The sequence below is a fragment of the Fictibacillus nanhaiensis genome (assembly GCF_042686385.1).
Classification (GTDB): Bacteria; Bacillota; Bacilli; order Bacillales; family Fictibacillaceae; genus Fictibacillus; species Fictibacillus nanhaiensis.
Genome location: NZ_JBHUPF010000006.1, coordinates 1,673,002 through 1,697,295 on the forward strand (window position 1 = coordinate 1,673,002; position 24,294 = coordinate 1,697,295).

Here is a 24,294-nt window from a genome sequence, read left to right on the forward strand (position 1 = left end):
GCCTTTGTTTCAGTGTTTTTTCCTGGGAGAAAGTGCTATTAAGTCGTTTTAAGGAAGAATTAAGTCGGTTTAGAAGGCAATTAAGTCCAAAATGAAAAAATTAAGTTAAAATCGTACCCAATTAAGTCGAAAAATGAAAATATAGGCCGTTCAGCAAATTTCGACAAGTTGCACCAACCGCTCATAACGTTCAAACCTACTTTTTTTCTCAACATTCACCAGTGCAGTGAGAATAAAAAAGCTAGTTTTATATGCTATAATGTTTCAAGAGGTGTTTTAGTGATGAACGGTAATTTATTTGAACGATGGATGGCTGAAGGATCAGTCAGCATCCCTAATATGTTAATCAAAACGTACAAACAGATCGGTCTAACAGACAATGAATGCATGTTGTTTATACAGCTTCATGTTTTTATAGAATCAGGAAACTACTTTCCGACACCTGTCGAGCTATCCGAACGAATGTCTGCGTCGAGTGATGAAGTGTCCGCTATGCTCAGGACGTTAATCGGCAGAGGTGTACTCGGTATGGATCAGTTCGAAGACAAGGAAAAAGGTGTCTACTTTGAGGCATATACGCTTCAGCCTCTTTGGAACAGACTTCTTCAAAGTTTAAAAGAAGAAGAACAAACCAAAAAAGTGGTACATAAGGAGCACCAAGAACAGAACGTGTTTGTTCGATTCGAAAAAGAGTTTGGTCGCCCGTTGTCACCGATGGAGCTTGAAACGCTTAAGATTTGGATGGACGAGGATCACCAGTCTCCAGAGTTGATACTCTCTGCGTTAAAAGAGTCTGTTTTATCTGGAAAGCTGAACTTCCGTTATATTGATCGTATTTTATTCGAGTGGAAGAAAAACGGCATTACAAGTCCAGAAGCGGCTAAAACGTATGGCGAGAAATTCAGAGTGAGACAGCTGCAAAGAACGGGGAAGCAAGAGCAACCAAGGAACGACTCAGGTATTAAGCGTCCGCAGTATAACTGGCTTGAATCCTAAAACAAAAATGACCTTAAAAACTAAGGTCTTTCTTTTTTATAACAGGAGGTAACCTAAACGTGTTAAACAAAGCACAGATTCAATTTTGTTTAGAACAGATCGAGGATATGTTTCCAGATGCTCATTGCGAACTTCACCACTCGAACCCGTTCGAGCTGACGATCGCGGTGCTTCTGTCTGCACAATGTACAGATGCGCTCGTTAACAAAGTCACACCAAGGCTTTTTGAAAAATATAAAACACCACAAGATTATCTAGATGTAACGATCGAAGAACTGCAGGACGATATCCGGTCGATCGGCTTATACCGAAACAAGGCAAAGAACATTCAAAAGCTGAGTGAGCTCGTTATCAACGAATACGGAGGCGAGATCCCGAAAGATCGAGATGAACTGACGAAACTGCCAGGTGTAGGACGAAAAACAGCAAACGTTGTCGTATCTGTTGCTTATGATGTTCCTGCGATTGCGGTCGACACGCACGTTGAACGAGTTTCAAAAAGGCTAGGCATCTGTAAATGGAAAGACTCTGTTCTGCAGGTAGAAGAAACATTGATGAAGAAGATTCCAAAATCACTTTGGGGGGCAACTCATCACCGTTTGATCTTTTTTGGAAGATATCACTGCAAAGCACAAAATCCAAACTGCCCAGAGTGTCCACTTCTATCGATCTGCCGAGAAGGGAAGAAGCGGATGAACCAAAAAGAGAAGAAGCTGACTCAAAAAAGATAGCTAAGAACCGTAACTGATGGAGTTACGGTTTTTTCTTTGTCTTAAAGATTGGAAGAGGTTGAAGGACGGCTAGCGTAGGGGGTATTTTAGTGAGGTGAGGTTGTCGTAATTTGTCAACTCGCTGATAAATGATTAAAACTCGCGGAATTATCGTCCAAACTCCCGGGAATATGTACGAAATTTCAGGGATTATTGAAGTAATTTCTTCAATGCCCCTCACAAAAACCGGTAGGGGTAGACAAAAGAAACCTTCAAAACTACATTACAAGGACTAAACAGCCGAAATTCACCCTCAAATAGCAATAAAACCTTTCAAAATCTGCACAAAAACCCCATATGTACAAGCAATCACTCTCCTTCTACATACCATATACAAAGGAGAGTGATGTTTTAGTGTCATATTCAATCACATATGACTATATTAAGTTAGGTAATGCAAGACCTGGTACGAAGCTGGACGGGCCATTCTTCGGAGTCGCTCACGATACAGGGAATCCAGGGACTTCCGCCCGAAGCAACCGAAACTATTTTAACAACCAACAACCGAGTGCGAGTGCTCATGTTTTTATAGATGATAAAGAGATCCTTGTGATCATTCCGCTCGATGAAAAAGCGTATCATGTTCAGTATGGAACACAGTTGGACAACGTGCGTTTTGGCAGAGAATCGAATGATGCAGCGATCGGCGTGGAACTCTGCTGGGGAGGCGGAATCAATTTTCAAGAAGCGTATAAGCGTTACGTCTGGTTCTGGGGTTTTCTTTGTAAAAGATACAACTGGAGACCGCAAGAAAAGATCGCGAGCCACAAACAATTAGATCCAGGGCGAAGAACAGATCCAGATAACGCATTGAATCGTTATGGAATCACCTTTAATCAGTTCCTAAAAGATGTGGAGAATTCTATATCCAATCAAACAATTCCAACACCAGCACCGAAACCTTCACCTAAACCAACACAAGGGACTAATAATAGTATCTTGAAAAATGGAGACACAGGTCAAAGAGTGAGAGATCTGCAGAACAAACTAAAACGAGCAGGTTACTCTCTAGTAGCAGATGGTGTTTTCGGTGCGAATACAGAGAACGCCGTTAGATCATTTCAAAGAAAATATAATCTGACGGTTGATGGAATTGCAGGACCAACCACACAAAATAAATTAGATGCTGTGTTGAAGCAGCCAACAAAACCCACTCAACCTGCACCGCCAAAATCAAGTAACTCCAACGGAAGTGCTGTCGTTCCTTACCCAGGCTATGTGATTAAGAGAGGTTCAACGGACAGGGCAAACGTTAGCAGAATACAGCGCGCATTAAATGTTCCAGCAGATGGCAACTTTGGTCCTCAAACAGAATCAGCGGTAAAAGCTTATCAGAAAAGAAAAGGACTCGCTGTGGACGGAATCGTTGGACAAGCCACTTGGAATACTCTCTTTTAAAGAGGTACAATAACGGTAGATAAGAGATTATCTTTGGATAAGCTCTTTTTTTGTTGTCTACGAATGGAGGCTAAAATACATGAGTGAGAATACAGCAGAGAACATTTTTATAGAGTGGAAAAGAAAATCGGAGGAAATCGCACATCATTTTAAAAATCGGGATAGAAAAAGTGCGAAAGAACCGATGGTATATTTCTTTCAACAGTTTTTGAAAACGATCTATCTGGTAAATGGCATGCAACCCAGTGATGCTACAGATTACAAAAGTGATCTTAAGGCATTCAAGCATCTACCTGTAAACGCGATCGAGCGGCTTTCGTTCATTGAAGATCAGCCCGATCACTATCAATCGTATATACAGCTCAGTGAGTTATTTTCGGAATGGGAAAAGAAAAGTGTCATACTAAAAAAGCGCGGTACATAAGGACAAGACACTTGGACATATGATGATGACATGAGACGTTTTTTAGGAGGGGTATCATGCAGATTCATGTGGTGAAACGAGGCGATTCTCTTTGGAGGTTATCGCAGTACTATAAATTGCCGTGGCAGGAGCTCGCAACGGTTAATCGACTGTCAGAAAAAGACGTGTTAACAGTAGGACAGACACTTTTTATTCCAACACCTTTTACGTATACCGTTCAGCCTGGTGATTCATTAGAAGAGATCGGAAACCGAATCGGTGTATCTGTCGCACAGTTGCAACAAGCGAATCCCGGTTTAACAGACAGCAACCTACGGCCAGGAACACAACTGAACGTTCCAGAGCGTGCGAAGAGAACGATCGTAACGAACGCGTTTGCAGAGCCTAACCCAAAAGCTCAAGCCAATTTTGATGCGGCAGCAAGAGCCCTTACGTACATCACACTTTTTAGCTATGAAGTGAATGAGAAAGGCATCTTCAAACCACTGAATGACTCTGAGTTCTTAAAAGATGCAAAGAATAGAAACGTTCGTCCCATCATGGCCATCACGAATATAAAAGACGGGGAGTTCAGTGAAGAAGTGGGAACAGCGATCCTTACGAATAAAGAGATCACCGATAAAGTGATAAACGAGTCCTTACGTATCATGAAACAAAAGGGATATGAAGGGATCTCGGTGGACTTTGAGTACTTAGGTAAACAAAACAAAGAAGCTTACAATCAGTTCTTAAGAACGCTCACAAAGAAGATGCATCAAGAAAATTATGTTGTCATGACTGCTGTAGCACCCAAGATCTCGGGCACACAACAAGGCGAATGGTACGAATCGCATGACTATAAAGCACACGGTGAGATCGTCGATTATGTGATCCTGATGACATATGAGTGGGGATATAGCGGAGGACCTCCGATGGCTGTTAGTCCACTACCTTCTGTAAAAAAAGTGCTCGACTATGCGGTGAGTGTGATCGATCCGAAGAAAATCTTGATGGGCATCAATCTATATGGCTATGATTGGACGTTGCCTTATAAACCGGGTGGTGAGTTTGCGAAAGCATTGAATCCGGTTCAGGCGACTCAGCTAGCAGGAAAGCGGCAAGCAGCCATTAAGTACTCAAGAAAAGATGAAGCTCCGTATTACCGTTATTGGGATAAACAGAAGAGAGAGCACGTCGTATGGTTTGAAGATCTGCGAAGTATGAGAGCAAAATTTGATGTGGTCGATCAATACGGCTTTGCCGGTGTAAGCTTTTGGAATCTATCATTTGGATATCCTGTATTTTGGAACTATCTGCTTGATCGGTACAACATAAAATAGGTGAACTTTTGAATTGCCGTTCATTTAATTATGAAAGAACAAAAAAGCTCCGTCAGCAAATATTTGCTGACGGAGCTTTTTATCTTTATGGATTGAGAGGAGGGACGAGGCCGCCACCTCCACCGTTTCCACCATTTTGTTGTCTGCCTCCGTTTTGTCCAGGAGGTGTAGGTGTAGTTGTACCCGGCTCACCTTGTGTAGGTGGTTCTGTGCCAGTACCAGGCTCTTGACCCGGAGGAGTACCTGGTTGGCCTTCACCGCCTCCTTGATCTGGAGGAGTACCCGGTTCACCTTCTGCAGGTGGCTCAGTTCCAGGTTCTTGACCTGGAGGAGTACCTGGTTGTTCGCCTTCACCTTCTGTAGGTGGCGGTTCTTCACCTTGAGGGCCTTCGATCGTAATCGATGTTCCTGCAGGTTCACTTTCTGTGTTGTTCTCACTGTCGATCGCTATGACTTGGAACGAATATTTACCAGGAGCAGGTGATGGAACAACGAATTTCGTATCGTTGATCGTTGCGCGTTCCTGCATCGGTCCGTCGTTATAGCTTGCGAGAACTCTAAAGGTTACACCCTTTTTCTTACCATATTTCCATTTTACTTCGATCTCATTCTTATCTTCCTTGTACTTCGCTTCAAGCCCTTCGATCGAAGAAGGCTTTTCATAGCTATCACTGATACCAGGAAGGTCCGTTCCTTTAATGAAAAGCTCGATGATCTTCTCAGAATCAGGTGTGAACTCACTTGCACGTTTACCTGTTCCTTTTTCCATCGCAACTTCTGTTACGGATTTCGGCTTCTTAAAGTCGGTGTTCTTATGATCCAACTCACTCATGATATCACGGAAGATCTGCTTCGAATAATCTGCTTCATTGTCGCTTAGGTAGAGACCTTTTTTCATATCAGCATAGCCTGTCCATACAGCAGCTGTATAGCTAGGTGTATAGCCAGCCATCCAAGCATCTTTCGTTGCACCATCAGGGATGCCGTATTTATCTCGGTCGTCTTTAGAGTAGTTTGTCGTACCGGTCTTACCAGCTAAGTTAAGTCCGCTAACGTTCGCTTCACGACCAGTACCTCTATCCATAACATCTTTCAGCATATCTGTAATCATATAAGCGGTATAATCCTTCATAGCCGCTTTTGGTTCTGAATCCACTTCGATCACGCGACCATCAGGGAATTCGACTTTACGGATCGTTGTCGGTTTTGAATAGATTCCTCCGTTACCGAACGATGTATAAGCACCAGCCAGTGTAAGAGGGGAGATTCCTTTCTCGAAACCACCAATCGCATAAGATGGATACGTAGTGTCAGGATCTAGATCAAAACCTAACTTGTTAGCAAAATCAGTTGCTTCTTCAGCACCAACTTCTTGGAACGCACGAACAGCAGTCGTGTTCTTGGATTCAACGAGCGCTTGACGCATCGAGATATCGCCAACGTTACGGTCGTTAAAGTTGTTGATCGTAATGTCTTTCAGTTCAACTGGTTCATCTTTCAAGATGTAACCTGTGTTCCACTTTTTGTTCTCAATGGCAGGACCATAGTCTAAGATCGGCTTAATCGTAGAACCAGGCTGACGCTTGATCTTAGAAGAGAAATAGTTACTCAATTCATCTCCGCGCCCACTTCCTACTGCACGAATGGCGCCAGTCTTCGTATCAAGTAATGCAACACCTGATTGAAGAACCTTGTTTTCGTTTTCTAATTTAGCTCTTAATACGTCCTCAGTCGTTTGCTGTGCTTTTGGATCTAAGTTCGTATAGATCTTAAGTCCAGATGAGTAGATATCTGCTTCTTCAAGTCCTTCAATATCTTTTAAATCATCGATTACTTGTTTGATATAAGCATCATAAGGACGTGTTTCGGTTTTTAAGCTTCCTTCATCGATCATGTCTTTTACTGGAATACTCTTTGCTTTTTCCGCTTCTTCTTTTGTAATGAATTTATGCTGAGCCATCAAATTCAAAACAACGTTACGGCGATGTTCAGCTTCTTTCGGATTTACAAGCGGGTTGTAGTAACTAGGCGCTTTTGGTAGTCCAGCTAAAAGAGCAGCTTCTTGAACTTCTAATTCAGAAACATCTTTATTGAAATAAACCTTTGCTGCTGTAGCAATACCGAATGCTCGATTTCCAAAAAAGATTTTGTTCAGATACATCTCTAGAATCTGATCTTTAGAATACTTCTGTTCTAGTTGAACAGAAAGGTATGCTTCACGAATCTTACGCGTAAGAGATTTTTCATTCGTTAATACCGTATTCTTGATAACCTGTTGAGAGATCGTACTCGCACCTTCAGCTCCAAATCCTTCTCTTACGTTAGCAAAGGCTGCACCAGCAATTCGTCGTACATCTATACCGCTATGTTCACGGAAACGAACATCTTCTGTTGCGATAAAAGCATTTTGTACATGCTCTGGAATTTCGTTGATTTTAACACGAATCCGTTTTTCATCACCTGCGACGAGTGCTGCTTCTTCGTCGTTCATATCCATAATCTTAGAGGATACCGGTGTTTCAAGTTTCTTAGGATCTAATTTAGGAGAAGTCGCGGCAATCACACCGACTGTTAATAGTCCTAAAACACCTAATATAAGAGCAAGGATCAACAGCGTCTTCTTCCAATTGCGTCCTCGTCTCGGTTTTTTTGTTTTTGATTGATTTGCCGGCTTGGAACTATCACTCGTTTGTCTGCGCTCCATACGGCTTCGGTAATCTTTTGACATTGTTTTACCAACCTTTCAACTTCATAAAAAAATGAACTCGTTCAATTATTCGACGGCATTTGACAATTTATGAACGACTAAAAATAGACAGAATCTACCACCTGTAAGTAATTAAGCCGAGGTTGATACCCGATAGTAATAGAATGTCCTTTTTCCTCGATTTCACCCTTAGGAATCGATTTTCTGCCTTCTCTCTGTTCGTTCCAAAACGAGATCAAGTGAGAACTATCGAATAAATAGCTCTCATCTGTTTGAGAGAAACGAAGGATGACGAACGAGATCCCACCATGATCTAAGATGTGCTGCATGTGAAGTAACTGATGTTCATGAAAGTTCTTTAATGGGAAGCTCGTCTTATTCTTTGTTTCTTTTGCCTCAAAGTCAATGTATCTTCCTTTATACACCCCATTGTAGTCAGTTGTAGAAGCGAGTTTGAAGTAAGCTTCACGAATGACAGCGGCAGATCGCTTTGGATATTCTACATTTACGATCTGAACCGGAGTAGGTTTCTTATGGATGATCGCTTGATTGGTTAAAAGATAATATTCGTTGCTCTGATTGATATCATCTTCTAACGACATTCCCCTGTTGCTGTACGAAATCTCTTTTTTGGTAGAAGATGAAGATTGTTTTTTCACGATAGAAGTCACTTTCTTACCGTTCGGATAATGAAAGGTACCCATGATTCATCTCCTTTACAACGAAAGATGGCTATGCGCATGGAAAAACGATACACATAGCCGTTGGATGTTTACTTTTTTAGTAGTCGAGAAAGTTCTTCTTCTACAAAACCCATGACAACTTCTTTTGTTTCCTCCGTTTCAATAACGGTTACAGGAGTTGCAGAAGCGCCGAGGTCGATCACTTCTTTCATATAGGCTTGCGATTTACGGATATCTCGTTCTTCAAAAGGAATCTCGTTTGCTTTTAGCCACTCTTTTTCTGCAAAGCATGGAGGGCACGTTTCTTGTGTGTATATGATCACTGTCTTCGCCAAAGGTCTATGCCTCCTTTTTCCAAATACATCTTTCATAACCATTAGTTTACTCTTTTTTCTTATATGACACAAATATTTTATAACATGAAAGCGAACGATAGAAAATAGGACAAAAAGCATGGAGGAAGAGCGTGGCACAGCACATGGAGGAAATCATTCAATACATTCGGAAACTCACGAATTCACAAAATCGTGATAATATTTCACGTACCGTAAGCTATGCTACTTTTTATAAAAATAACCCTGAGATCAGGTGGGCGATGCTCGCAAGTCTCGTTTCAAGAAATGCAGGGTACAGCATGTGTGACTTAAAAGGGGACTGGTTGCCTAGGCTGCTGTCTAAAGATACTAGAAAGCATCTATTCTTAACGTATGAACGAGCAAACTGGCTGATCTTTCAGGATGCGTATCCACAGCTTTTGATCTATGAGTATTCCAAAAAACAAGGTAAGCCCCATTTTTATCTTCTTAAAAACTTTGGTGTTTCTACATTTATGGTGACGGAGTGGGAACGGTTTTGGATAGAGAAAGATCTGAAGAGAATATGTACCTCTTTAATCATTAATGAACAACACGTGATCGAAAAGCCGGTTATAAAGGATGGGTTTTACAAAAAGAGAATCTTTTCAAAGGTACCGTTTCTCTTACAAGATTATATGCATTTTAGCACTGTACTCTTTCCGATCGAGAGAGGGGAAGTGATCGGAATATCCGTCCATGGCTTTAAAAAAACGAAAAATAGAATCGAAACAGGTAAGAAGCTGTATATCATCTTGTTTGAGTCAGAATGGAGTGAAGAGATTCTTTCTTTTGCAGATAAAGTGACTCATACAGGATCAAGACATGATTTTGAAACCTATATCTATCCCGGTAAAAAAAGAGAGACTCCTTTTTTACGAATCGCGTTTCCGATCATCGAACACCATAGGTCTAACACAAAAGACTGGTATCAAAAAAAAGTAAACACTGAAACGTTTTATGAACCGATTGAACCATTGCAAGGGATCGTGTTAACCGATTGGTATAAACAAAAGCAAAGGCAGCTAAAAATAGGAATCCTCTTAAAGGAATGGATGATGCATGCATAAAAAAGACGGCTTTTTTTGAGCCGTCTTTACTTCCTTATGTGCTAGGGATATCTGGGCCGTTAAGCTTTTTGTCACCATAGCCTGTGCTATTCTTTTGTTCTCTTTTTTGAGTACCTGTTTCTTCTTGGGATGTATACTGATCCTGTTGTTTTTGCTGTTTGCTGTCTTGGTTCATGTTGGCACCTCCTTTTTGTATCACCTGAACTGCTCTTAGTTTTGGAGTTGTTGCGACTGAATATACAAACAATCAACAAATGGAGTGTCGAATTTGTAGTGATTCCGTTGTATTCCACTTTCTTTGCCGAATGAAAACTAGTTTTGTCAGGTATGAAGGGGAAGGGAAGATGATGCTCGAAAATAGTACTCACAAGAAAACGGGGAGGGATTCATGATGGAAATGGTGTTGATGAAAACCAAAACGGTCTCTGAGGAACTTGGGGTGAATCCAACAACAGTTCAGCGTTGGGTCAGACATTTTAACATTCAATGTGACAAGAATGAGCACGGTCATTATCTGTTCAAACAAGATGATATCGATCAGTTAAGAGAGATTAAGGCACAGCTAGACAACGGACTTTTGATGAGTGATATACAAGTTCAGTCGATGCAGTCCACAGAGCAATCAGTGGAACTACCAACCCAATTTGAAGATAAGTTCGATCGTTTGAATAGAGCGATAGAAGCACTAGAAAAGAAAGTGGAGGAAAAAGCAGATGGTGTCGTATCCTATCAAATGCTACAGCACGCGACAGAGCTTGAAGAACTGATCAAAAAGATGGAGAACATGGAAGCTCGACTGCAAGATCTTGAAGTGGCACTTTTGAAGCAGGATTATCCAGAAGAGCGACTATATGTAAAAGAGAAACCAAGAAAGAACTGGTTCGTCAGTTTGTTTACTCTATAAATGCTTTTATAAAACCATCTTTCATAGCTAAGCGGTTGCTTCTTTATTGATTTTATTCTTTCTACATTGACTAGTTGATTGAAGTGGAAGATACTTAGACTCCTGCGGGACGAGCGGTCTGGTGAGACACTTAGAGGCGCAAAGCGGCAAGTGGCTCACCGGTCGCCCCGCGGAAAGCGAGTATCTGAAACGGAAATCAGCTACTTTCAAACACTCCAGAGAATATCAGAATACAGCTAATTAAAATCAAAAAGTGTAAGTCTCTTCATTCTTTGGTAGGATATAAAGAATGGGGGGACTTTTTTAATGGACCATTTATATACATTAACGACAAAACTAATCGCTGATATAGATGAAGCGTTTCATATTTATAAGACAGAGACCAAAACGAGAGAAACCGAAGCGGACTTTTTCACAGAGGTGAAACCATTCGCCGATCGCATCCATTTTCGTGTAAACGATTGGGAGCCGCTCGCGAGGGATTGGGTGATTGCCAACAAGCCCAAATATCTTTACCCGATTCAGATCAAGACCGCTGCTGAAAACATCGGCTATCTTGGCGTTTATGTCTTTCAAAAGAAAATGAAGGACAAACGTATCACAGAAATGGTGAAATCTGTTCTCTATGTATTGAATCAGTTAAAGAATCAAATGGCGGAAGACGAAAACAAATAATTTCACGTACCGTACTTAAATATTGTTTTTAAAAATAGGGAGAGAACAAGATGTATCATCCATCTGTTTATGATAATCTAAAGGTTGTGCTCGAAGGAGCTGTGTATGATCTTGATTTTTCAGGAGAAATCGAAATCATTAATCGTAAAGACATAATGGATCAGGCTATTATTGAAAGAAATTATCATATTGATTTTGTGATTTCCTCAATCGGGGAAGCGATGAGAGGGGCCATTGCCTTAACTTCAAATCTAGAAGATTTGGCTATGGAAAAGTTGAACGATAATCCTGAAGGAGCAGGCAGTAAACTATCTGTTGTGATTGAGACTCCGGTTTACGAGATAGAAACAGATTGCAAACAGCTTCAATCCATTCTCAAAAAATGGGGAAGTGGAGATTTAAAAGCTGACATTCAGCAAAAACTTACTTATATATATGGCCAACCACGACACGTATTTACTAACACCATCTCTATACAGCTGCAAAAACCCGTTTCTGAAGAAGAACCAGAGCAAATCTCATTGGTGCTTGAAGAATTAGTAGGGTCAATGAAAGAAATGAATGAATATTTTAAGGGGTATAAAAAATGACACAATCGCTACAAAGTTTTCCAGAATTCATCCAAAACGCGTGGAACAAAAGCGGCTTTTCCGCTTTTACAGACATTCAAGAAAGAGCAATACCTGAACAGTTAGAAAACAAAGATTTGATCATCGAATCTCCAACAGGTACAGGAAAGACTCTTGCCTATGCATTACCAGCAATTTCGAAGTTAAACCCAGAAGTGAAGAATGCTCAAGTTCTCTTTTTAGCACCAACGCGAGAACTAGCGATGCAGATATACGATGTTTGTCAAAAGTTCACTGAAAATAGCGGACTAAGCGGGGCATCCCTTATCGGTGGTGCTAACATGCAGCGTCAATTGGATAAATTGAAAAAAAAGCCACAATTTATCGTAGGTACACCTGGGCGAGTAAAAGAATTAATTCAGAACAAAAAATTAAAAGTGCATGAAGTGAAAACCATTGTAATCGATGAAGCTGATCATATTATTGAAGCGGGATTTAACGGAGATGTTGAACAAGTGATCGCAGCTACGTTAAAAGACCGTCAGCTTGTTTTCGTATCTGCTACGATCAATAACAAGACAGAAGATTGGTCAAAGAAATTAGCTGTAGCACCAGTCATCGTGAAAGTAGAAAAAGACTTGGTGAAAAATGAAGTCACGCATACGTACATGGTGTCTGATTACCGTGACAAAGTAGAAAACTTGCGTAAATTGATTCGTCACACACCTGGCATCAAAGCGATGGTCTTCATTAATAGCTCGATGAAGATGGATGAGTTCGCAACGAAACTTGAGTACAAGAAAATTAAGCTTGGCGTATTAGCGGGTAATTCCACTAAACAAGATCGTCAAAGAGTGATCAACGACTTTAAGAATGGAAAGATACCTGTTCTTTTAACAACAGATGTCGCGACACGTGGATTAGATATTCCTGACGTTACACACGTAGTCCATTTTGAAATGCCGGAAGACGTGAAACAATACGTCCACCGATCTGGAAGAACCGGACGTATGGGGAAAGAAGGTACTGTCGTTTCATTAGTAACAAAAGCAGAATTAACTTCTGTGAAAAAATGGACAGCGAAGATGAATGTACCTCTTCAAAAGCAGCTGCTTGAAAGAGGGCAAGTTATCGTAGAAGAGGGTGTTAGTAGAGGACCATCTACTAAACGCACTGCTCCAACAAACGAAAAGAAAACGCAGAGAAAGTCTGAAGGATTTAAAAAGAGAAGATAATGAGAGGTTAAAGGATTTTTCATAAAACGATAGAATTCTTTCTCTAAAGGAGAGAGACATATGGAAGTCACTGAATATTTATATCAGATTAAACCTGTAAGATCAGATTTCATGGAGAATCAAACACTAGAGGAACAGGAAATGCTACAATCTCATTTTCAGTACCTTCAAAATCTGTTAGAGAAGGGGAAATTGGTATTGGCAGGACCATGTCTGGATGCATCGTTCGGTGTTGTGATTCTTCAAAATACAAATGAAGAAGAAGCACAAGAAATCATGAAAAATGATCCAGCAGTTGAGGGGAAGATCATGACTGGCAAACTATATCCTTTTCGCGTTTCATTAATAAAGAAATAGCACATCTTAGCACTGTAACCCTCGATTGGTTACAGTGTTTTTTATTTCAAGAGGTTTTCGTTTTTAACGAGAGCATACAGTTCGTTAAACGATTCTAAATTAGTCTAAAGCTAGGAATGGGAAATCAATCTAGATTTCCTATTTCTTGTTTACTTTTCTTCTCATAATATACATACCTTAATCTACGTTGATAAATCTGCACTACTTGCCGATCAATAACTTTAATGGGAGATATTAAGATAAGATTAGGTACTCCTACATATATTCGCTAAGAAAAACAACCTTATTTTACCATTAATAATTGTAAAATTCAGTAAATTTGAATATAATTATACTATCATCTTCTGACAATGACTATTTTTATATGTAAGAAAGGTGGAATGTTATGCTTTGGTTTTTCTCGGGGATGGTTATCATACTTTTATTCATATTGTGTTTAGTTCTTAATGGACGACGTGAATTTTATTTAGACCAAGCAAAACCTTCCAAAGAAAATTCTTTAAAACGATTTGTGAGGTACGGCAATATTGTTATACGTGCGAAAGATAATTAATCTTACATCATTTTATTAGTCTTTGTAATCTGAGAGGAAATAGAGAAAGGAAGTGGACTCATGTTTTGGTTATACTTTTTAATTCCGTTGACGATTATCATTGTTTTAGCTGTTTTCGTTGATAAACAAAATAAAAAGAAGGATTTGAAAACAAAAGTAAAGCATAGCGATATTAAATATTTATGCATGCAAGAGCCTCCAGAAAGCAGTCGCTCAACAAAATAGATTTTAACGAATACCTATGAAAACACTGCAAACCGACCAGTTCCATACGGGTCGGTTTGCAGTCCTTTTATCCCCTCCACCAAACAGTCCGATATGGCTGAACGTACGGAGTATCTGGATATTGTTGAACATACTGCAACTGCTGATACGCTTGGTGATAACTCGGAGGATAGGTATAATCAGCGCTTCTCTGACAGTTCGTGTATGGTCCTATATAAGTAGAAGGTTGGACAGGTGCAACGGTTTCTTTCCATTGATTCTCGTCAAGACAATAGGTATGCGCCATAACATTGGCAGGGGTGAATCTAAGTATATCTGAACCAAGAATAACTTGTGGAGTGGGTGCATTGAAAATTGCTAGAATATGAGTGTTATCTTCTAAAGCGATTTCATAATGCCACCAGCCTTGAGGAACGTTTGCGACTTGGCCTGGTGTGATCTTGAAGTTCAATAACTGTTTGGTAAATGGATTCAGGATCGATACAAGAACAGAACCTGAGATACAGTAGACAAGTTCAGCTGCATTCTGATGATAATGAGGCTCCACTACATTGCTCGTACTCATAAAGATGTCTAATAATGATACGTCCTCTAAAGTATTCAACTGGTTGATACCCAATACATTGATATAATTTTGGCTGTCTTTCTTGAACAGTGGACTCGTATTTATATCAAACGTAAATTGAGTAGAGGGAGATGTATAATCCATATATGCAACCATAAGGTGCTTCACCTCTTCTTAGGCGTTTGCCAACTTTGTATGTATGGTATGCAAACACAAATAATTGGGTGTTTTTTAATGAGGAATTGTAATACATATGATGACTAAACAGCGGAAACAAGAGATCTCTTTGAAGCTCCCTTTATCTAACGAAAATAACATTAAGTGTTTGTGATTACGAAGGTCCCAATAATAAACACAATGCCATTGGAGATCAGTGAAAGGATTAGACCAATAATAGCCAGAATCTTTTTCTCTCTTCTTTTAAATAATGTGTAGCCACAAAGCATTAATGACAGAGGAGAACCAATAGCAACTGTATAGATCAGAAAGTTGCCTCTTGTACTATACATGGTCAGAATTAATAATAGTGGAACCAATAAAGAAGCATAACTCAACCAAGATAAACGTTTATTCTTCTCACTTCTATCCCTATACCACGCAAAAATACCTATTTATAAACCTAAAAGCATAAGTAGGATAAAAATTAAATCCAAAAAAATCCCCTCGATTCAGAAAGTTTTTCAAGCTTTTTCCATCCAGCATTATAGCATATATTGGAAATAATAATTGTAAAATTTTAGTATTTAAATAATAATAGTTTAAGAAGGGTCATTTGTCATAAAAACAAATAAGAATTAGATAACCAATATTTTTAATTAAGGAGGAGTAATGATACTTATAAGAAAAGGGATAGCTGCTATTGTTACTAGCTTCATTATGACCTTGATAAATATTGCGCTTCTCGGTTTAGAGTTCAGTATTTTTATAGCGTTTTATTTAGTTCCATTCGTCATCTTATATGGATCTTTTTCGTCCATGTTGTCTGATTACATGATCAAGTGGGTACATTCATCTTTTAAGCTTTTATTATCAGGTGTTATTCATATTCTCTTTGGTTTAATATTTTTAATTTCTATTTTGATACGTGAACAAGGGTATTATGATCTGGAAAACATAGTATGGAATATAATTTTCATGCAAACAATACTTTGCTCTCTATTCTTTTGGATGATTGACGAAGTGTTAAAGAGAAAAGCCATAGTGATATGGTTTAAAGAGAAGTTGACTAGAATTGGTGAGTTGAGGTTATAAATGAAGGGATCCAAATCGTGCGCTTTTACTTCAAACAAGGATACACTCCTAAAGGACCATGTGAAAAAGGGGATAGTCACAATGACAAAGACAAAAAAGCTAATTGGAGGCATATTATCGGCAGCTGTTGCTTTAAGTGCCTGCAGTTCTAGAGAAGATATAGCTGTTCAAGATGAATCAACTTACACTGAAGATGAAACCTACTCAACGTCTTATTCAGAAGAGCCAACCTACGATGTAGCTGTTGAAGAGGAGATTGACCTAGATCATTTGCAATCTCAATATCCAGATATGGATTTAGAAGCAATGGAGAATTATATAGAAGAAAACGGACTGGAATTTCAAGAGGATGAGCTTATCACGTTCTTAGATGATGTCTATGAAAACGGGGAATCTACTCTGGATTCCAACTATTATGCCAATGAAAGCTCGTTTCCGTGGTGGATATTCTTGTTAGCAAATACAACCAAAACGAAACCTACAGGTAAAGTTAACTTTACGAAACCAGCTACAACTGCTCCTTCCACAGTTAAACCAGCAACAAAGCCGAGTACGAACGTGACAACAACTCCTTCATCAACAGGTTCAGGCTTTGGATCAGGAAGTAAGTCGTCTGGATCTTAAAATGTCATACTCACTTTACTCACTTTGTAATCTCATACTTATACAAATCTCTTAAACCCATCATTGATGGGTTTTTTATAGTTTTACTTCGTTCAGTGATTGACGGTAATTTTATTAGATGATAGAATTCGAAATGTAAATCGTAATGATTACGCTTAAAGCGAAAGTGAGGAGGGCAGCACTTTAACAAGAACCAGAAGGGCGAGCATAAAGAACACCTTGTACAAAGGTGTCGTAGATCATAAGATCACTTTGCTTTTTAGTGTTCATGATTACTTGATACATAGGTATTATTTCTCCATCTTTCAATAAACTTCAAGCATTAAATTTTTTTTGATATTCAAAACGTAATGATTACGATTATAAACCAATAGGCAAGGAAGGTAAATGAATGAGAAATTATAAGAATATTTTAGTAGGAATGTTATGTTTGGTTCTTGTATTCATCGCTGGCTGTTCAACTATACAAAATAGCTCAGAGAAACAAGAAGCAAAAGAAAAGAACGTTAATATGATTTTCAGTTTTAAAGCAGCAAACTTAGATCCGCATACTGGCTTTATTCCTATTCGTGCTGGACTTACTGAAACGTTATTAAAACTGGATGATAAATCGAATATAAAAGGCTGGCTAGCTGAAAAATGGGAAACAACAGATAACGAGAAGTGGGTATTTGAAATTCGAGATGACGTAAAATTTCAAGATGGTAAAAAACTTGATGCTGAATCTGTCAAACAATCCTTAGAAAGAAGTATCGAAGCGAACGAATCGTTAGGTGATTCTCTCAAGATTAAATCAATGGAAGCAGATGGACAAGCACTTACGATCCATACGACAGAGCCCTATCCTGCACTTCCATCGGAACTTGTAAATCCTTATACATCCATTGTAAACATGGAAGCAGCCAAGAAGGATGGAGAAGAAGCGTTTAGAAATAACCCAATCGGTACAGGTCCATTTAAAGTAAAAGAATTTAAATCTAATCAATTTGTTGAAGTTGAAAAAAACGAAGCCTATTGGGCTGGAGAACCGAAACTGGACTCAGCAAAAATAAAGTTTAATGAAGACGCTAACGTAAGAGCACTTGCCCTGCAGTCAAAAGAAGCTGATGTTGTGTACAATCTCCCTGCCGAAAGTCTAGATACGATAGAAAAGGATAATAAATTGAGAGTTGAATCCATTCCTGGACTTCGAGCTCATTTTGTTCTATATAACAGTCAAAGTAAAAATGTTAAAGATTTAAAGGTTAGACAAGCTCTAGACCTCTTGATCGATCGCAAGAGTGTTGTAAATGACATCATGCTAGGACACGGTCTTGAAGCTAACGGTCCATTTAACAGTACATTGCCGTTTGGACTAGATGAAGAAGTTTCAGAATTGAACGTGAAAAAAGCTAAAAGGCTTTTAACTCAAGCGGGCTACAAAGAGAATGCAGAGGGTTTAATGGTGAAAAACGGTAAACCGCTAACTCTTGAACTAGTTACATATAAAGCTCGTCCAGAACTACCTCTTATCGCACAGTTACTTCAATCTGATGCAGGTAAAGCAGGGATTCAAATTGATATAAAAACAGTTGAAAATGCAGATACGCATCTAGTTGAGAACAAGGATTGGGATCTAGCGACTTATAGTAACAATACCTCTCCAAGAGGAGACGGAAGCTACTTCTTTAACACGGCTTTCACAGAAACAGGAGCTTTAAATGTTGGGAAGATCAACATTCCTGAACTTAACACTTTAATTGAAAAGTTAAACAGAACGACAAATTTAGACGAGCGTACAAATTTGACACAAGATGCGTCTAGGGTAATCAACAAAGAAGTTGCCCATAGCTATGCCGTTTATCCAAATATCATTATTGGAAAGAACAAAAGCATTGTGAACTGGGAGCCTACAGCAGAGGAGTATTATATTCTAACACACAATATGGATGTGAAATAATGTGCTTACGATTATAAAGAATAGGGTTACTCAGCTTGTTGTTGTTTTATTCATTCTATCCCTATTTACGTTCACATTAATGAAGATGGCACCAGGTGATCCGGTTCTTACCATTCTAAATGCCGATGAGATGGTCGTAACAGAAGAAGATCAAGCTGAGCTTAGAAATAAGCTTGGCTTTGATCAGCCTCTGTATGTACAGTATGGAAAATGGATGTTCAACCTCATGCAGCTTGATCTAGGAAAATCATACATGTCTGGGAAACCAGTTATTGAAGAACTGTTAACACGCATCCCCATTACGGCGGAACTTACATTTTTTGCGATGACTATCATGCTATGCATTACCGTTCCACTTGGGGTGTGGTCTGCAAAATATGTTAACAAATGGCCCGACCAATTCAGTCGTTTTTTAGCATTAATCGGAGCATCGATACCTAACTTTTGGCTCGGGCTCATCTTAATCTATCTCTTTGCGTTTAAATTAGGTGTTCTACCTTCGTCAGGAATAGGGTCCTATTCTCAAATCATCTTACCTGCCTTTACATTAGGTTTTACATTTGCAGTAGTTTACGCAAGGCTGCTTCGAGCTGGTCTTTTGCAAAGTTTGTCTGAGGACTATATTTATGCAGCAAGAGCAAGAGGTGTCAAAGAGTGGAGGATTCTATGGTTGCATGCGTTTAGAACCGCTGTTCTCCCTGTTCTGACCATTTTCGGTTTAAGTTTAGGTAGTTTCTTAGGTGGAGCAGTAGTAGTGGAAATATTATTTTCTTGGCCAGGATTAGGAAGTCTTGCCGTTGACGCTATATTTAACCGAGACTATCCGGTTATCCAAGGATATGTTTTATTAACGGGAGTATTTGTTGTACTAACAAATCTCTTAGTTGATTTATCTTATTATGTGATCGATCCAAGAATGAAACGAAAAGAGGAGGCATTATGAAGATGAATATTCAGATGCCTAGAATAAACCGAGTTCCATTTTTCTTTAAAAATCAAAACTTACTGATTCAGTGCGGGATCATATTTTTTATTATCATCACTTTGACAACATTAATTGGGCCGTTTATCGTTCCGAATGATCCCCTTACAGCGAATATGTCTGAACGACTTGCCCCACCTAGTTCAGCATATCCTCTAGGAACTGACCATATGGGAAGATGTATATTTTCAAGACTCATAGTCGGTGCTCAGTCCACACTTGGAATAACGGCACTCGTTGTTGCGACTGTTGCACTTATCGGGATTCCGATTGGTCTCGTGATCGGTTACATTGGTGGTCGATTGGATACAGTGTTTATGCGTGTAGCAGATGGTATTCTTGCTCTTCCCGAATTTATTCTAGCGATTGCGATTGCTGGATTCTTAGGACCAAGTTTGACGAATCTCATGATATCGATTGTTTTTGTTAAGTGGATTGCTTATACAAGGGTCGTAAGAAGTATTGTAATCACTGAACGAAACAAAGATTATGTCCAAGCTGCAAAAGTTGGGGGAAGCTCCAACTGGAAGATTATAAGAAGACATATGTTTCCGCAAATTGTTTCGCCTGTCCTTGTTCTAGCTACCTTGGATATCGGAAAAGTGATTCTTACAATCTCTTCCTTATCTTACCTTGGATTAGGTGCACAGCCACCTGCTCCAGAATGGGGAGCGATGTTGAATGATGGAAGACCTTATTTTCAGAGTGCGCCAGAATTAATGATATACCCGGGTTTAGCTATTTTTTTTGTGGTATTAGCATTTAACTTAATGGGTGAAGGATTGCGTGACAAATGGGATGTTAAAAGTCGATAGAGAGGAGGTTTGCAATGATTGAGAACAAAACGACAGCAACTTCTGAAAATAATCTACTTGTAGTGGAAAACCTTTCAGTGACTGTCCGTAACAGCCGGGAAAAGTTAATTCGTAATCTGCATTTTTCTATTCCTCAAGGTGAAATTTTTGGCTTAGTCGGAGAGAGCGGCAGCGGAAAAAGTTTGACGGCCACCGTGATTTTGGGAATGCTTTCTAAGTCTCTAGAAGTTACAAGCGGATCTGTTAAACTCGGTCAATCAGAGATCACATCGTTAAGTGAAAGAGAGTTAAGAAATATTCGAGGTAAAGAGATTGCTTACCTCTCACAAAACTATCAAAGCTTCTTCACTCCATTTATAAAAGTTGGAAAGCAGTTTATTGAGATTATAAGATGTCACACTGACATGAGTAGAAAAGAAGCAAGGAAAGTGGCTATTCATTGGCTGAACAAAGTTCACTTACCTGCGGAACGTGTATTTAACAGTTTTTCCGACGAACTTAGTGGCGGACAATTGCAGAGAGCAGCAATCGCATCAGCCATTATGTTTCGGCCGAAACTGATCATTGCAGATGAACCAACGACTGCTCTAGACGTGTTAACCGGAGAAAGAATTCTAGATCTCCTGTCTGAGCTTAAAGAAGAGTTGAATTGCTCTATTCTTCTAATCTCGCACGACTTAAAACATATTATTAATCGAACACGAACAGTAGGCGTTATGTACGGCGGTCGAATTGTAGAAATAGGAAAAACCAGTGCTGTATTGGCGAATCCTATCCACCCTTATACGGATCTATTACTACAGTCGAGGCTAAGATTGAACAAGCATATCCAACATGAGTTGCCGACTATGCTAGGTGAACCTGGATTAATAGCTGAGGAGGGGTGTCCTTTTTCTAAAAGGTGTCCGAGTGTTAGGGAATCCTGCAGCAACAAAGTCCCAATGAGTAGCTTAGGAACACACCATTCCGCCGCTTGTCATCTGGTGAAAGCAGAAAGGGAAGAACGATATGTTACACGTTAATTCAATCTCGAAGACGTATCACTCAAAACCAGCTTTAAATGATATTTCACTTACCGTTCAACATGGTGAAAGTATAGGAATTATTGGAGAGAGTGGTAGCGGTAAAAGTACTCTTGGCAAGATCATATTAGGGCTAGATAAGCCTGATCAAGGAGAAGTCCATTTTAGAGGTAATAACCTTCACACGTTAAACGGAAAAGCTTTGAAAAAACTCAGGCGTCAACTTCAAATCGTGTTTCAAGATTCTGCCGGGTCATTAAACCCCAAACTTCCTGTGTGGAAGTCTGTGGTTGAACCGTTAGAAAATTATCCAGATGTTATCCCTTCATTTTTAAAAGAAGTAAGACATAATCGTAAGAAGATGGCCGAAGTCTTGTTTCAAAAAGTGGGCTTGTCACCTGAACTTCTGGAGAGATATCCACACCAACTAAGTGGTGGACAAAAACAAAGAATAGCCGTAGCGAGGGGAATTACCTTAGAACCAGATCTGCTCGTTTGCGATGAACCTACTTCAAGTCTGGATGTTTCTGTACAAGCACAAGTCCTCAACCTGTTAAAGAAGTTGCAGAAGGACTTGAACCTTTCTTTTCTTTTCATCTCGCATGATATCGCCGCTGTCCAATTCATGTGTGAACGAATTGTAGTATTAAAAGAAGGACTCGCAGTTGACTCATTTTTAACGGAGGATCTTTTTTCACAGTCTCGTCATCCCTATACTAAACTATTGGTAGAGATGAGTATGGAACAAGAGAATAAAATAGAAGAGAACCAACACTTTTACACGTGAAGTGCTGGTTTATTTATTTTGGGAGGATGAACGTATTTGAATCATTCAAGATATCTTGGATTGGCACTACCGCTGATTCTTACAACCATAACGACTCCTCTTCTTGGTGCAGTAGATACGGCTGTTGTGGGACAGTTAGATGATTCCTCTTACATAGCTGGTGTAGCGGTGGGCACGATTATTTTTAATACGATGTATTGGCTGTTTGGATTCTTGAGGGTGAGTACATCTGGATTTGCTGCACAAGCACATGGAACAAAAAATGAGGACGATCTCTTACGTTCACTAAGTAGACCATTGCTCTTAGCACTCGGCATAAGTGCTTGTTTAGTAGCGCTTCAATATCCGATCAAAGAACAGTTTTTGCCACTTCTTACTTCAGATCCAGCCGTTAAGTCTCTAGCCATAGAATACTTTGCAATTCGTATATGGGGTGTACCATTTGGACTGCTCAACTATGTAATCATAGGTTGGATGATGGGACTTGCAATGATTAAGAAGACTTTGTTTCTTCAAATGTATATGAACGTAACGAACATTGTACTTGATATTCTATTTGTTAAAGTCTTTTCATGGGGTGTAGCAGGGGTTGCAGCGGCTACATTGATTTCGGAGGTTTCCACTTTTGTAATCGGTCTTTTTATCGTGTGGAAAGCGATTCCCGCTAACCAACGTAAGAAAATTTTCCAGATAAAATCAATCGACCTGTCTTCTTATAAAAAAATGATGAGGATGAACAGAGATCTATTCATTCGAACATTATGCTTATTAATTGTGTTTAATGTTTTTACGGCAAAAGGAGGCACTTTCGGTACAGAGATTCTTGCGGCAAACGCCATCTTGATTCAGATCCACTACATCATGGCTTATATGTATGATGGATTCGCCAATGCTTCGAGTATATTAACTGGAAGAGCAATAGGTTCTAACGATAAGGCACTCTATCGATCAACGATTAAACGTAGTTTTCAATGGGCAATTATCTCCTCACTAAGCATCTCGAGTGTTTATTTTGTATTTAAAGACCGGATACACCTATTGTTCACCTCTTTACCTGAAGTGTTGAATGTAGTAGGAACGTATGAAGCGTGGATTATCATCTTCCCGATCGTATCCAGCTTTGGTGTCGTCCTTCACGGTATTTTTGTAGGAGCAACTGAAGCGTCTTCACTACGTAACTCTATGATTCTAGCTTTAATTGTTTTCTTGGTTTCTCTTTATTTAGCAACACCAGGTCTAGGTAACCATGGGTTATGGTTAGCATTTATTCTTTTCAGTACCGCCCGATCGTTGTTCCTAATCCTGCATGTGCCTAAATTATCACGAACACTAGGATTTCATGAAGTTCGTTATGATGGAGACAATAAGGTATTCAATAATTAGTAAAAAGCAGAAGTGATGTTAACAGGTATTGAAGTCATAAAAAAACTTCACCTCCAATTGTTAGTTGTTTCTAACAATTGGGGGCAGTTAACCTGTTAAAGTGATATCTTTTCTTAAGATAAAGTTATAAATAAACATAAAAGAAAAGCGATACTTGAAAATGGTGTCATCATACGCCTTTCTTTCTTACTCTGAGATAGAAGGTTTGTTATTGTATTTGTACCGAGAAATATCGTAATAATCCAAACTAAAGTGTTCGTAGGTAAAAAATTAAAACCATATAAGACATCCGTATGTTTAAGAAATACAATGCCCATAAATAATAGAATGATAGCATTAATCATACTCATAATACGTAATTTTTTCGGTAGAACCTTATAAAAACCTCCCATCGCAAATTCACCTAATGGATAACCGAGCGAAAGTAATATCTGGAAGACCGAGATGGACACAAACATAATGGCAACAATAATTGAAGAGAAATAAACAAACTCTGTGGCCATTCTTTCCCTCCTCACTTATTTCTTCTTAAACTTATATTCAATCTTTAATAAAATTATCAACACCGAATTGCACTCGATAGCAGCATACCAAAGAGATCGAATATTTTAGAAACCACTTCGGCACAGAATAGAGCAATTAATAACATTGTTTTTTATCATTAGCTGGAAAAAAATACAACACACCC

26 protein-coding genes and 1 pseudogene are annotated in these 24,294 nt (G+C 39.2%); 21 read left to right on the plus strand and 6 right to left on the minus strand.

Annotation, left to right across the window (positions count from 1 at the left end; genetic code table 11):
• The first annotated feature begins 282 nt into the window (after positions 1-282).
• From ACFS5O_RS12100 to ACFS5O_RS12125, 6 genes and pseudogenes are all read left to right on the plus strand, one after another.
• Entirely contained in the window at positions 283-996 is a 714-nt protein-coding gene (locus ACFS5O_RS12100) for a DnaD domain-containing protein (protein WP_205726658.1), read from the plus strand.
• A 59-nt stretch (positions 997-1,055) separates the two neighbouring features.
• On the plus strand, positions 1,056-1,727 hold the full coding sequence (gene nth / locus ACFS5O_RS12105) for an endonuclease III (protein ID WP_205726657.1): 672 nt from the start codon (positions 1,056-1,058) through the stop codon (positions 1,725-1,727).
• Positions 1,728-2,063: 336 nt separating this feature from the next.
• Positions 2,064-2,621, plus strand: a pseudogene (locus ACFS5O_RS12110) (peptidoglycan recognition protein family protein); the annotation flags it as partial.
• A gap of 111 nt (positions 2,622-2,732) precedes the next feature.
• Positions 2,733-3,164, plus strand: a complete 432-nt coding sequence (locus tag ACFS5O_RS12115; RefSeq protein WP_379839646.1) for a peptidoglycan-binding domain-containing protein — start codon at positions 2,733-2,735, stop codon at positions 3,162-3,164.
• A gap of 79 nt (positions 3,165-3,243) precedes the next feature.
• Positions 3,244-3,588, plus strand: a complete 345-nt coding sequence (locus tag ACFS5O_RS12120; protein ID WP_205726655.1) for a YpoC family protein — start codon at positions 3,244-3,246, stop codon at positions 3,586-3,588.
• A 56-nt stretch (positions 3,589-3,644) separates the two neighbouring features.
• A complete protein-coding gene (locus ACFS5O_RS12125; RefSeq protein WP_205726654.1) occupies positions 3,645-4,907 on the plus strand; it encodes a glycosyl hydrolase family 18 protein in 1,263 nt (420 codons plus the stop codon).
• Positions 4,908-4,992: 85 nt separating this feature from the next.
• Here the strand turns inward: ACFS5O_RS12125 and ACFS5O_RS12130 are convergent, their stop codons facing one another.
• From ACFS5O_RS12130 to ACFS5O_RS12140, 3 genes are all read right to left on the minus strand, one after another.
• Positions 4,993-7,635 (minus strand): transglycosylase domain-containing protein, encoded by a 2,643-nt coding sequence (locus ACFS5O_RS12130; protein WP_205726653.1) that lies wholly within the window; start codon positions 7,633-7,635, stop codon positions 4,993-4,995.
• Positions 7,636-7,712: 77 nt separating this feature from the next.
• On the minus strand, positions 7,713-8,318 hold the full coding sequence (gene recU, locus ACFS5O_RS12135) for a Holliday junction resolvase RecU (RefSeq protein WP_205726652.1): 606 nt from the start codon (positions 8,316-8,318) through the stop codon (positions 7,713-7,715).
• A 68-nt stretch (positions 8,319-8,386) separates the two neighbouring features.
• Complete coding sequence (locus tag ACFS5O_RS12140) at positions 8,387-8,632, minus strand: glutaredoxin family protein (RefSeq protein ID WP_205726651.1); 246 nt, start codon at positions 8,630-8,632, stop codon at positions 8,387-8,389.
• A gap of 131 nt (positions 8,633-8,763) precedes the next feature.
• Here ACFS5O_RS12140 and ACFS5O_RS12145 point away from each other — a divergent pair, with 131 nt between their 5' ends.
• Positions 8,764-9,720: a DUF2515 family protein gene (locus ACFS5O_RS12145; RefSeq protein ID WP_318300237.1), complete on the plus strand. Its 957-nt coding sequence runs from the start codon at positions 8,764-8,766 to the stop codon at positions 9,718-9,720.
• 34 nt (positions 9,721-9,754) lie between these two features.
• On the opposite strand, the gene ACFS5O_RS12150 is transcribed toward ACFS5O_RS12145, so the two are convergent.
• A complete protein-coding gene (locus ACFS5O_RS12150) occupies positions 9,755-9,895 on the minus strand; it encodes a hypothetical protein (RefSeq protein WP_186320490.1) in 141 nt (46 codons plus the stop codon).
• Between the two features lie 213 nt (positions 9,896-10,108).
• On the opposite strand from ACFS5O_RS12150, the gene ACFS5O_RS12155 reads away from it, so the two are divergent.
• The 6 genes from ACFS5O_RS12155 (at position 10,109) to ACFS5O_RS12180 (ending at position 14,238) form a co-directional block, all read left to right on the plus strand.
• Positions 10,109-10,624 carry a MerR family transcriptional regulator gene (locus tag ACFS5O_RS12155; RefSeq protein ID WP_205726650.1) on the plus strand — a complete coding sequence of 172 codons (516 nt, stop codon included), beginning with the start codon at positions 10,109-10,111 and terminating at the stop codon, positions 10,622-10,624.
• A 306-nt stretch (positions 10,625-10,930) separates the two neighbouring features.
• Positions 10,931-11,299 carry a YppE family protein gene (locus ACFS5O_RS12160; protein ID WP_205726649.1) on the plus strand — a complete coding sequence of 123 codons (369 nt, stop codon included), beginning with the start codon at positions 10,931-10,933 and terminating at the stop codon, positions 11,297-11,299.
• Positions 11,300-11,349: 50 nt separating this feature from the next.
• Entirely contained in the window at positions 11,350-11,889 is a 540-nt protein-coding gene (locus ACFS5O_RS12165; RefSeq protein WP_205726648.1) for a hypothetical protein, read from the plus strand.
• The gene (locus ACFS5O_RS12170; RefSeq protein ID WP_205726647.1) at positions 11,886-13,103 is read left to right on the plus strand and encodes a DEAD/DEAH box helicase; all 1,218 of its coding nucleotides are present in this window, start codon (positions 11,886-11,888) and stop codon (positions 13,101-13,103) included. Before ACFS5O_RS12165 ends, ACFS5O_RS12170 begins: the two co-directional genes overlap by 4 nt.
• 60 nt (positions 13,104-13,163) lie before the next feature.
• A complete protein-coding gene (locus ACFS5O_RS12175; RefSeq protein ID WP_205726646.1) occupies positions 13,164-13,460 on the plus strand; it encodes a YciI family protein in 297 nt (98 codons plus the stop codon).
• 613 nt (positions 13,461-14,073) lie between these two features.
• Positions 14,074-14,238, plus strand: coding sequence for a hypothetical protein (locus tag ACFS5O_RS12180; protein WP_205726645.1), 165 nt, complete (start codon positions 14,074-14,076; stop codon positions 14,236-14,238).
• Between the two features lie 67 nt (positions 14,239-14,305).
• On the opposite strand, the gene ACFS5O_RS12185 is transcribed toward ACFS5O_RS12180, so the two are convergent.
• Complete coding sequence (locus ACFS5O_RS12185; RefSeq protein WP_205726644.1) at positions 14,306-14,959, minus strand: cupin domain-containing protein; 654 nt, start codon at positions 14,957-14,959, stop codon at positions 14,306-14,308.
• 672 nt (positions 14,960-15,631) lie between these two features.
• Here ACFS5O_RS12185 and ACFS5O_RS12190 point away from each other — a divergent pair.
• The 8 genes from ACFS5O_RS12190 to ACFS5O_RS12225 all read left to right on the plus strand — a co-directional run bounded on the left by ACFS5O_RS12190 (position 15,632) and on the right by ACFS5O_RS12225 (position 23,606).
• Complete coding sequence (locus ACFS5O_RS12190) at positions 15,632-16,054, plus strand: hypothetical protein (RefSeq protein WP_205726643.1); 423 nt, start codon at positions 15,632-15,634, stop codon at positions 16,052-16,054.
• Between the two features lie 81 nt (positions 16,055-16,135).
• Complete coding sequence (locus ACFS5O_RS12195) at positions 16,136-16,678, plus strand: hypothetical protein (RefSeq protein ID WP_205726642.1); 543 nt, start codon at positions 16,136-16,138, stop codon at positions 16,676-16,678.
• A gap of 391 nt (positions 16,679-17,069) precedes the next feature.
• Entirely contained in the window at positions 17,070-18,617 is a 1,548-nt protein-coding gene (gene nikA, locus ACFS5O_RS12200; protein WP_205726641.1) for a nickel ABC transporter substrate-binding protein, read from the plus strand.
• A 1-nt stretch (position 18,618) separates the two neighbouring features.
• The gene (nikB, locus tag ACFS5O_RS12205; RefSeq protein WP_318300236.1) at positions 18,619-19,560 is read left to right on the plus strand and encodes a nickel ABC transporter permease; all 942 of its coding nucleotides are present in this window, start codon (positions 18,619-18,621) and stop codon (positions 19,558-19,560) included.
• Positions 19,557-20,414: a nickel transporter permease gene (gene nikC, locus ACFS5O_RS12210; protein ID WP_205726640.1), complete on the plus strand. Its 858-nt coding sequence runs from the start codon at positions 19,557-19,559 to the stop codon at positions 20,412-20,414. The genes nikB and nikC overlap by 4 nt, the downstream gene beginning before the upstream one ends.
• A gap of 14 nt (positions 20,415-20,428) precedes the next feature.
• Positions 20,429-21,436 carry an ABC transporter ATP-binding protein gene (locus tag ACFS5O_RS12215; RefSeq protein ID WP_205726639.1) on the plus strand — a complete coding sequence of 336 codons (1,008 nt, stop codon included), beginning with the start codon at positions 20,429-20,431 and terminating at the stop codon, positions 21,434-21,436.
• Positions 21,423-22,223: an ABC transporter ATP-binding protein gene (locus ACFS5O_RS12220; protein ID WP_205726638.1), complete on the plus strand. Its 801-nt coding sequence runs from the start codon at positions 21,423-21,425 to the stop codon at positions 22,221-22,223. The genes ACFS5O_RS12215 and ACFS5O_RS12220 overlap by 14 nt, the downstream gene beginning before the upstream one ends.
• Positions 22,224-22,259: 36 nt before the next feature.
• Positions 22,260-23,606 (plus strand): MATE family efflux transporter, encoded by a 1,347-nt coding sequence (locus ACFS5O_RS12225; RefSeq protein ID WP_205726637.1) that lies wholly within the window; start codon positions 22,260-22,262, stop codon positions 23,604-23,606.
• Between the two features lie 113 nt (positions 23,607-23,719).
• Here ACFS5O_RS12225 and ACFS5O_RS12230 read toward each other — a convergent pair whose 3' ends face one another.
• Positions 23,720-24,109, minus strand: coding sequence for a hypothetical protein (locus ACFS5O_RS12230; RefSeq protein ID WP_205726636.1), 390 nt, complete (start codon positions 24,107-24,109; stop codon positions 23,720-23,722).
• Positions 24,110-24,294 lie beyond the last annotated feature (185 nt).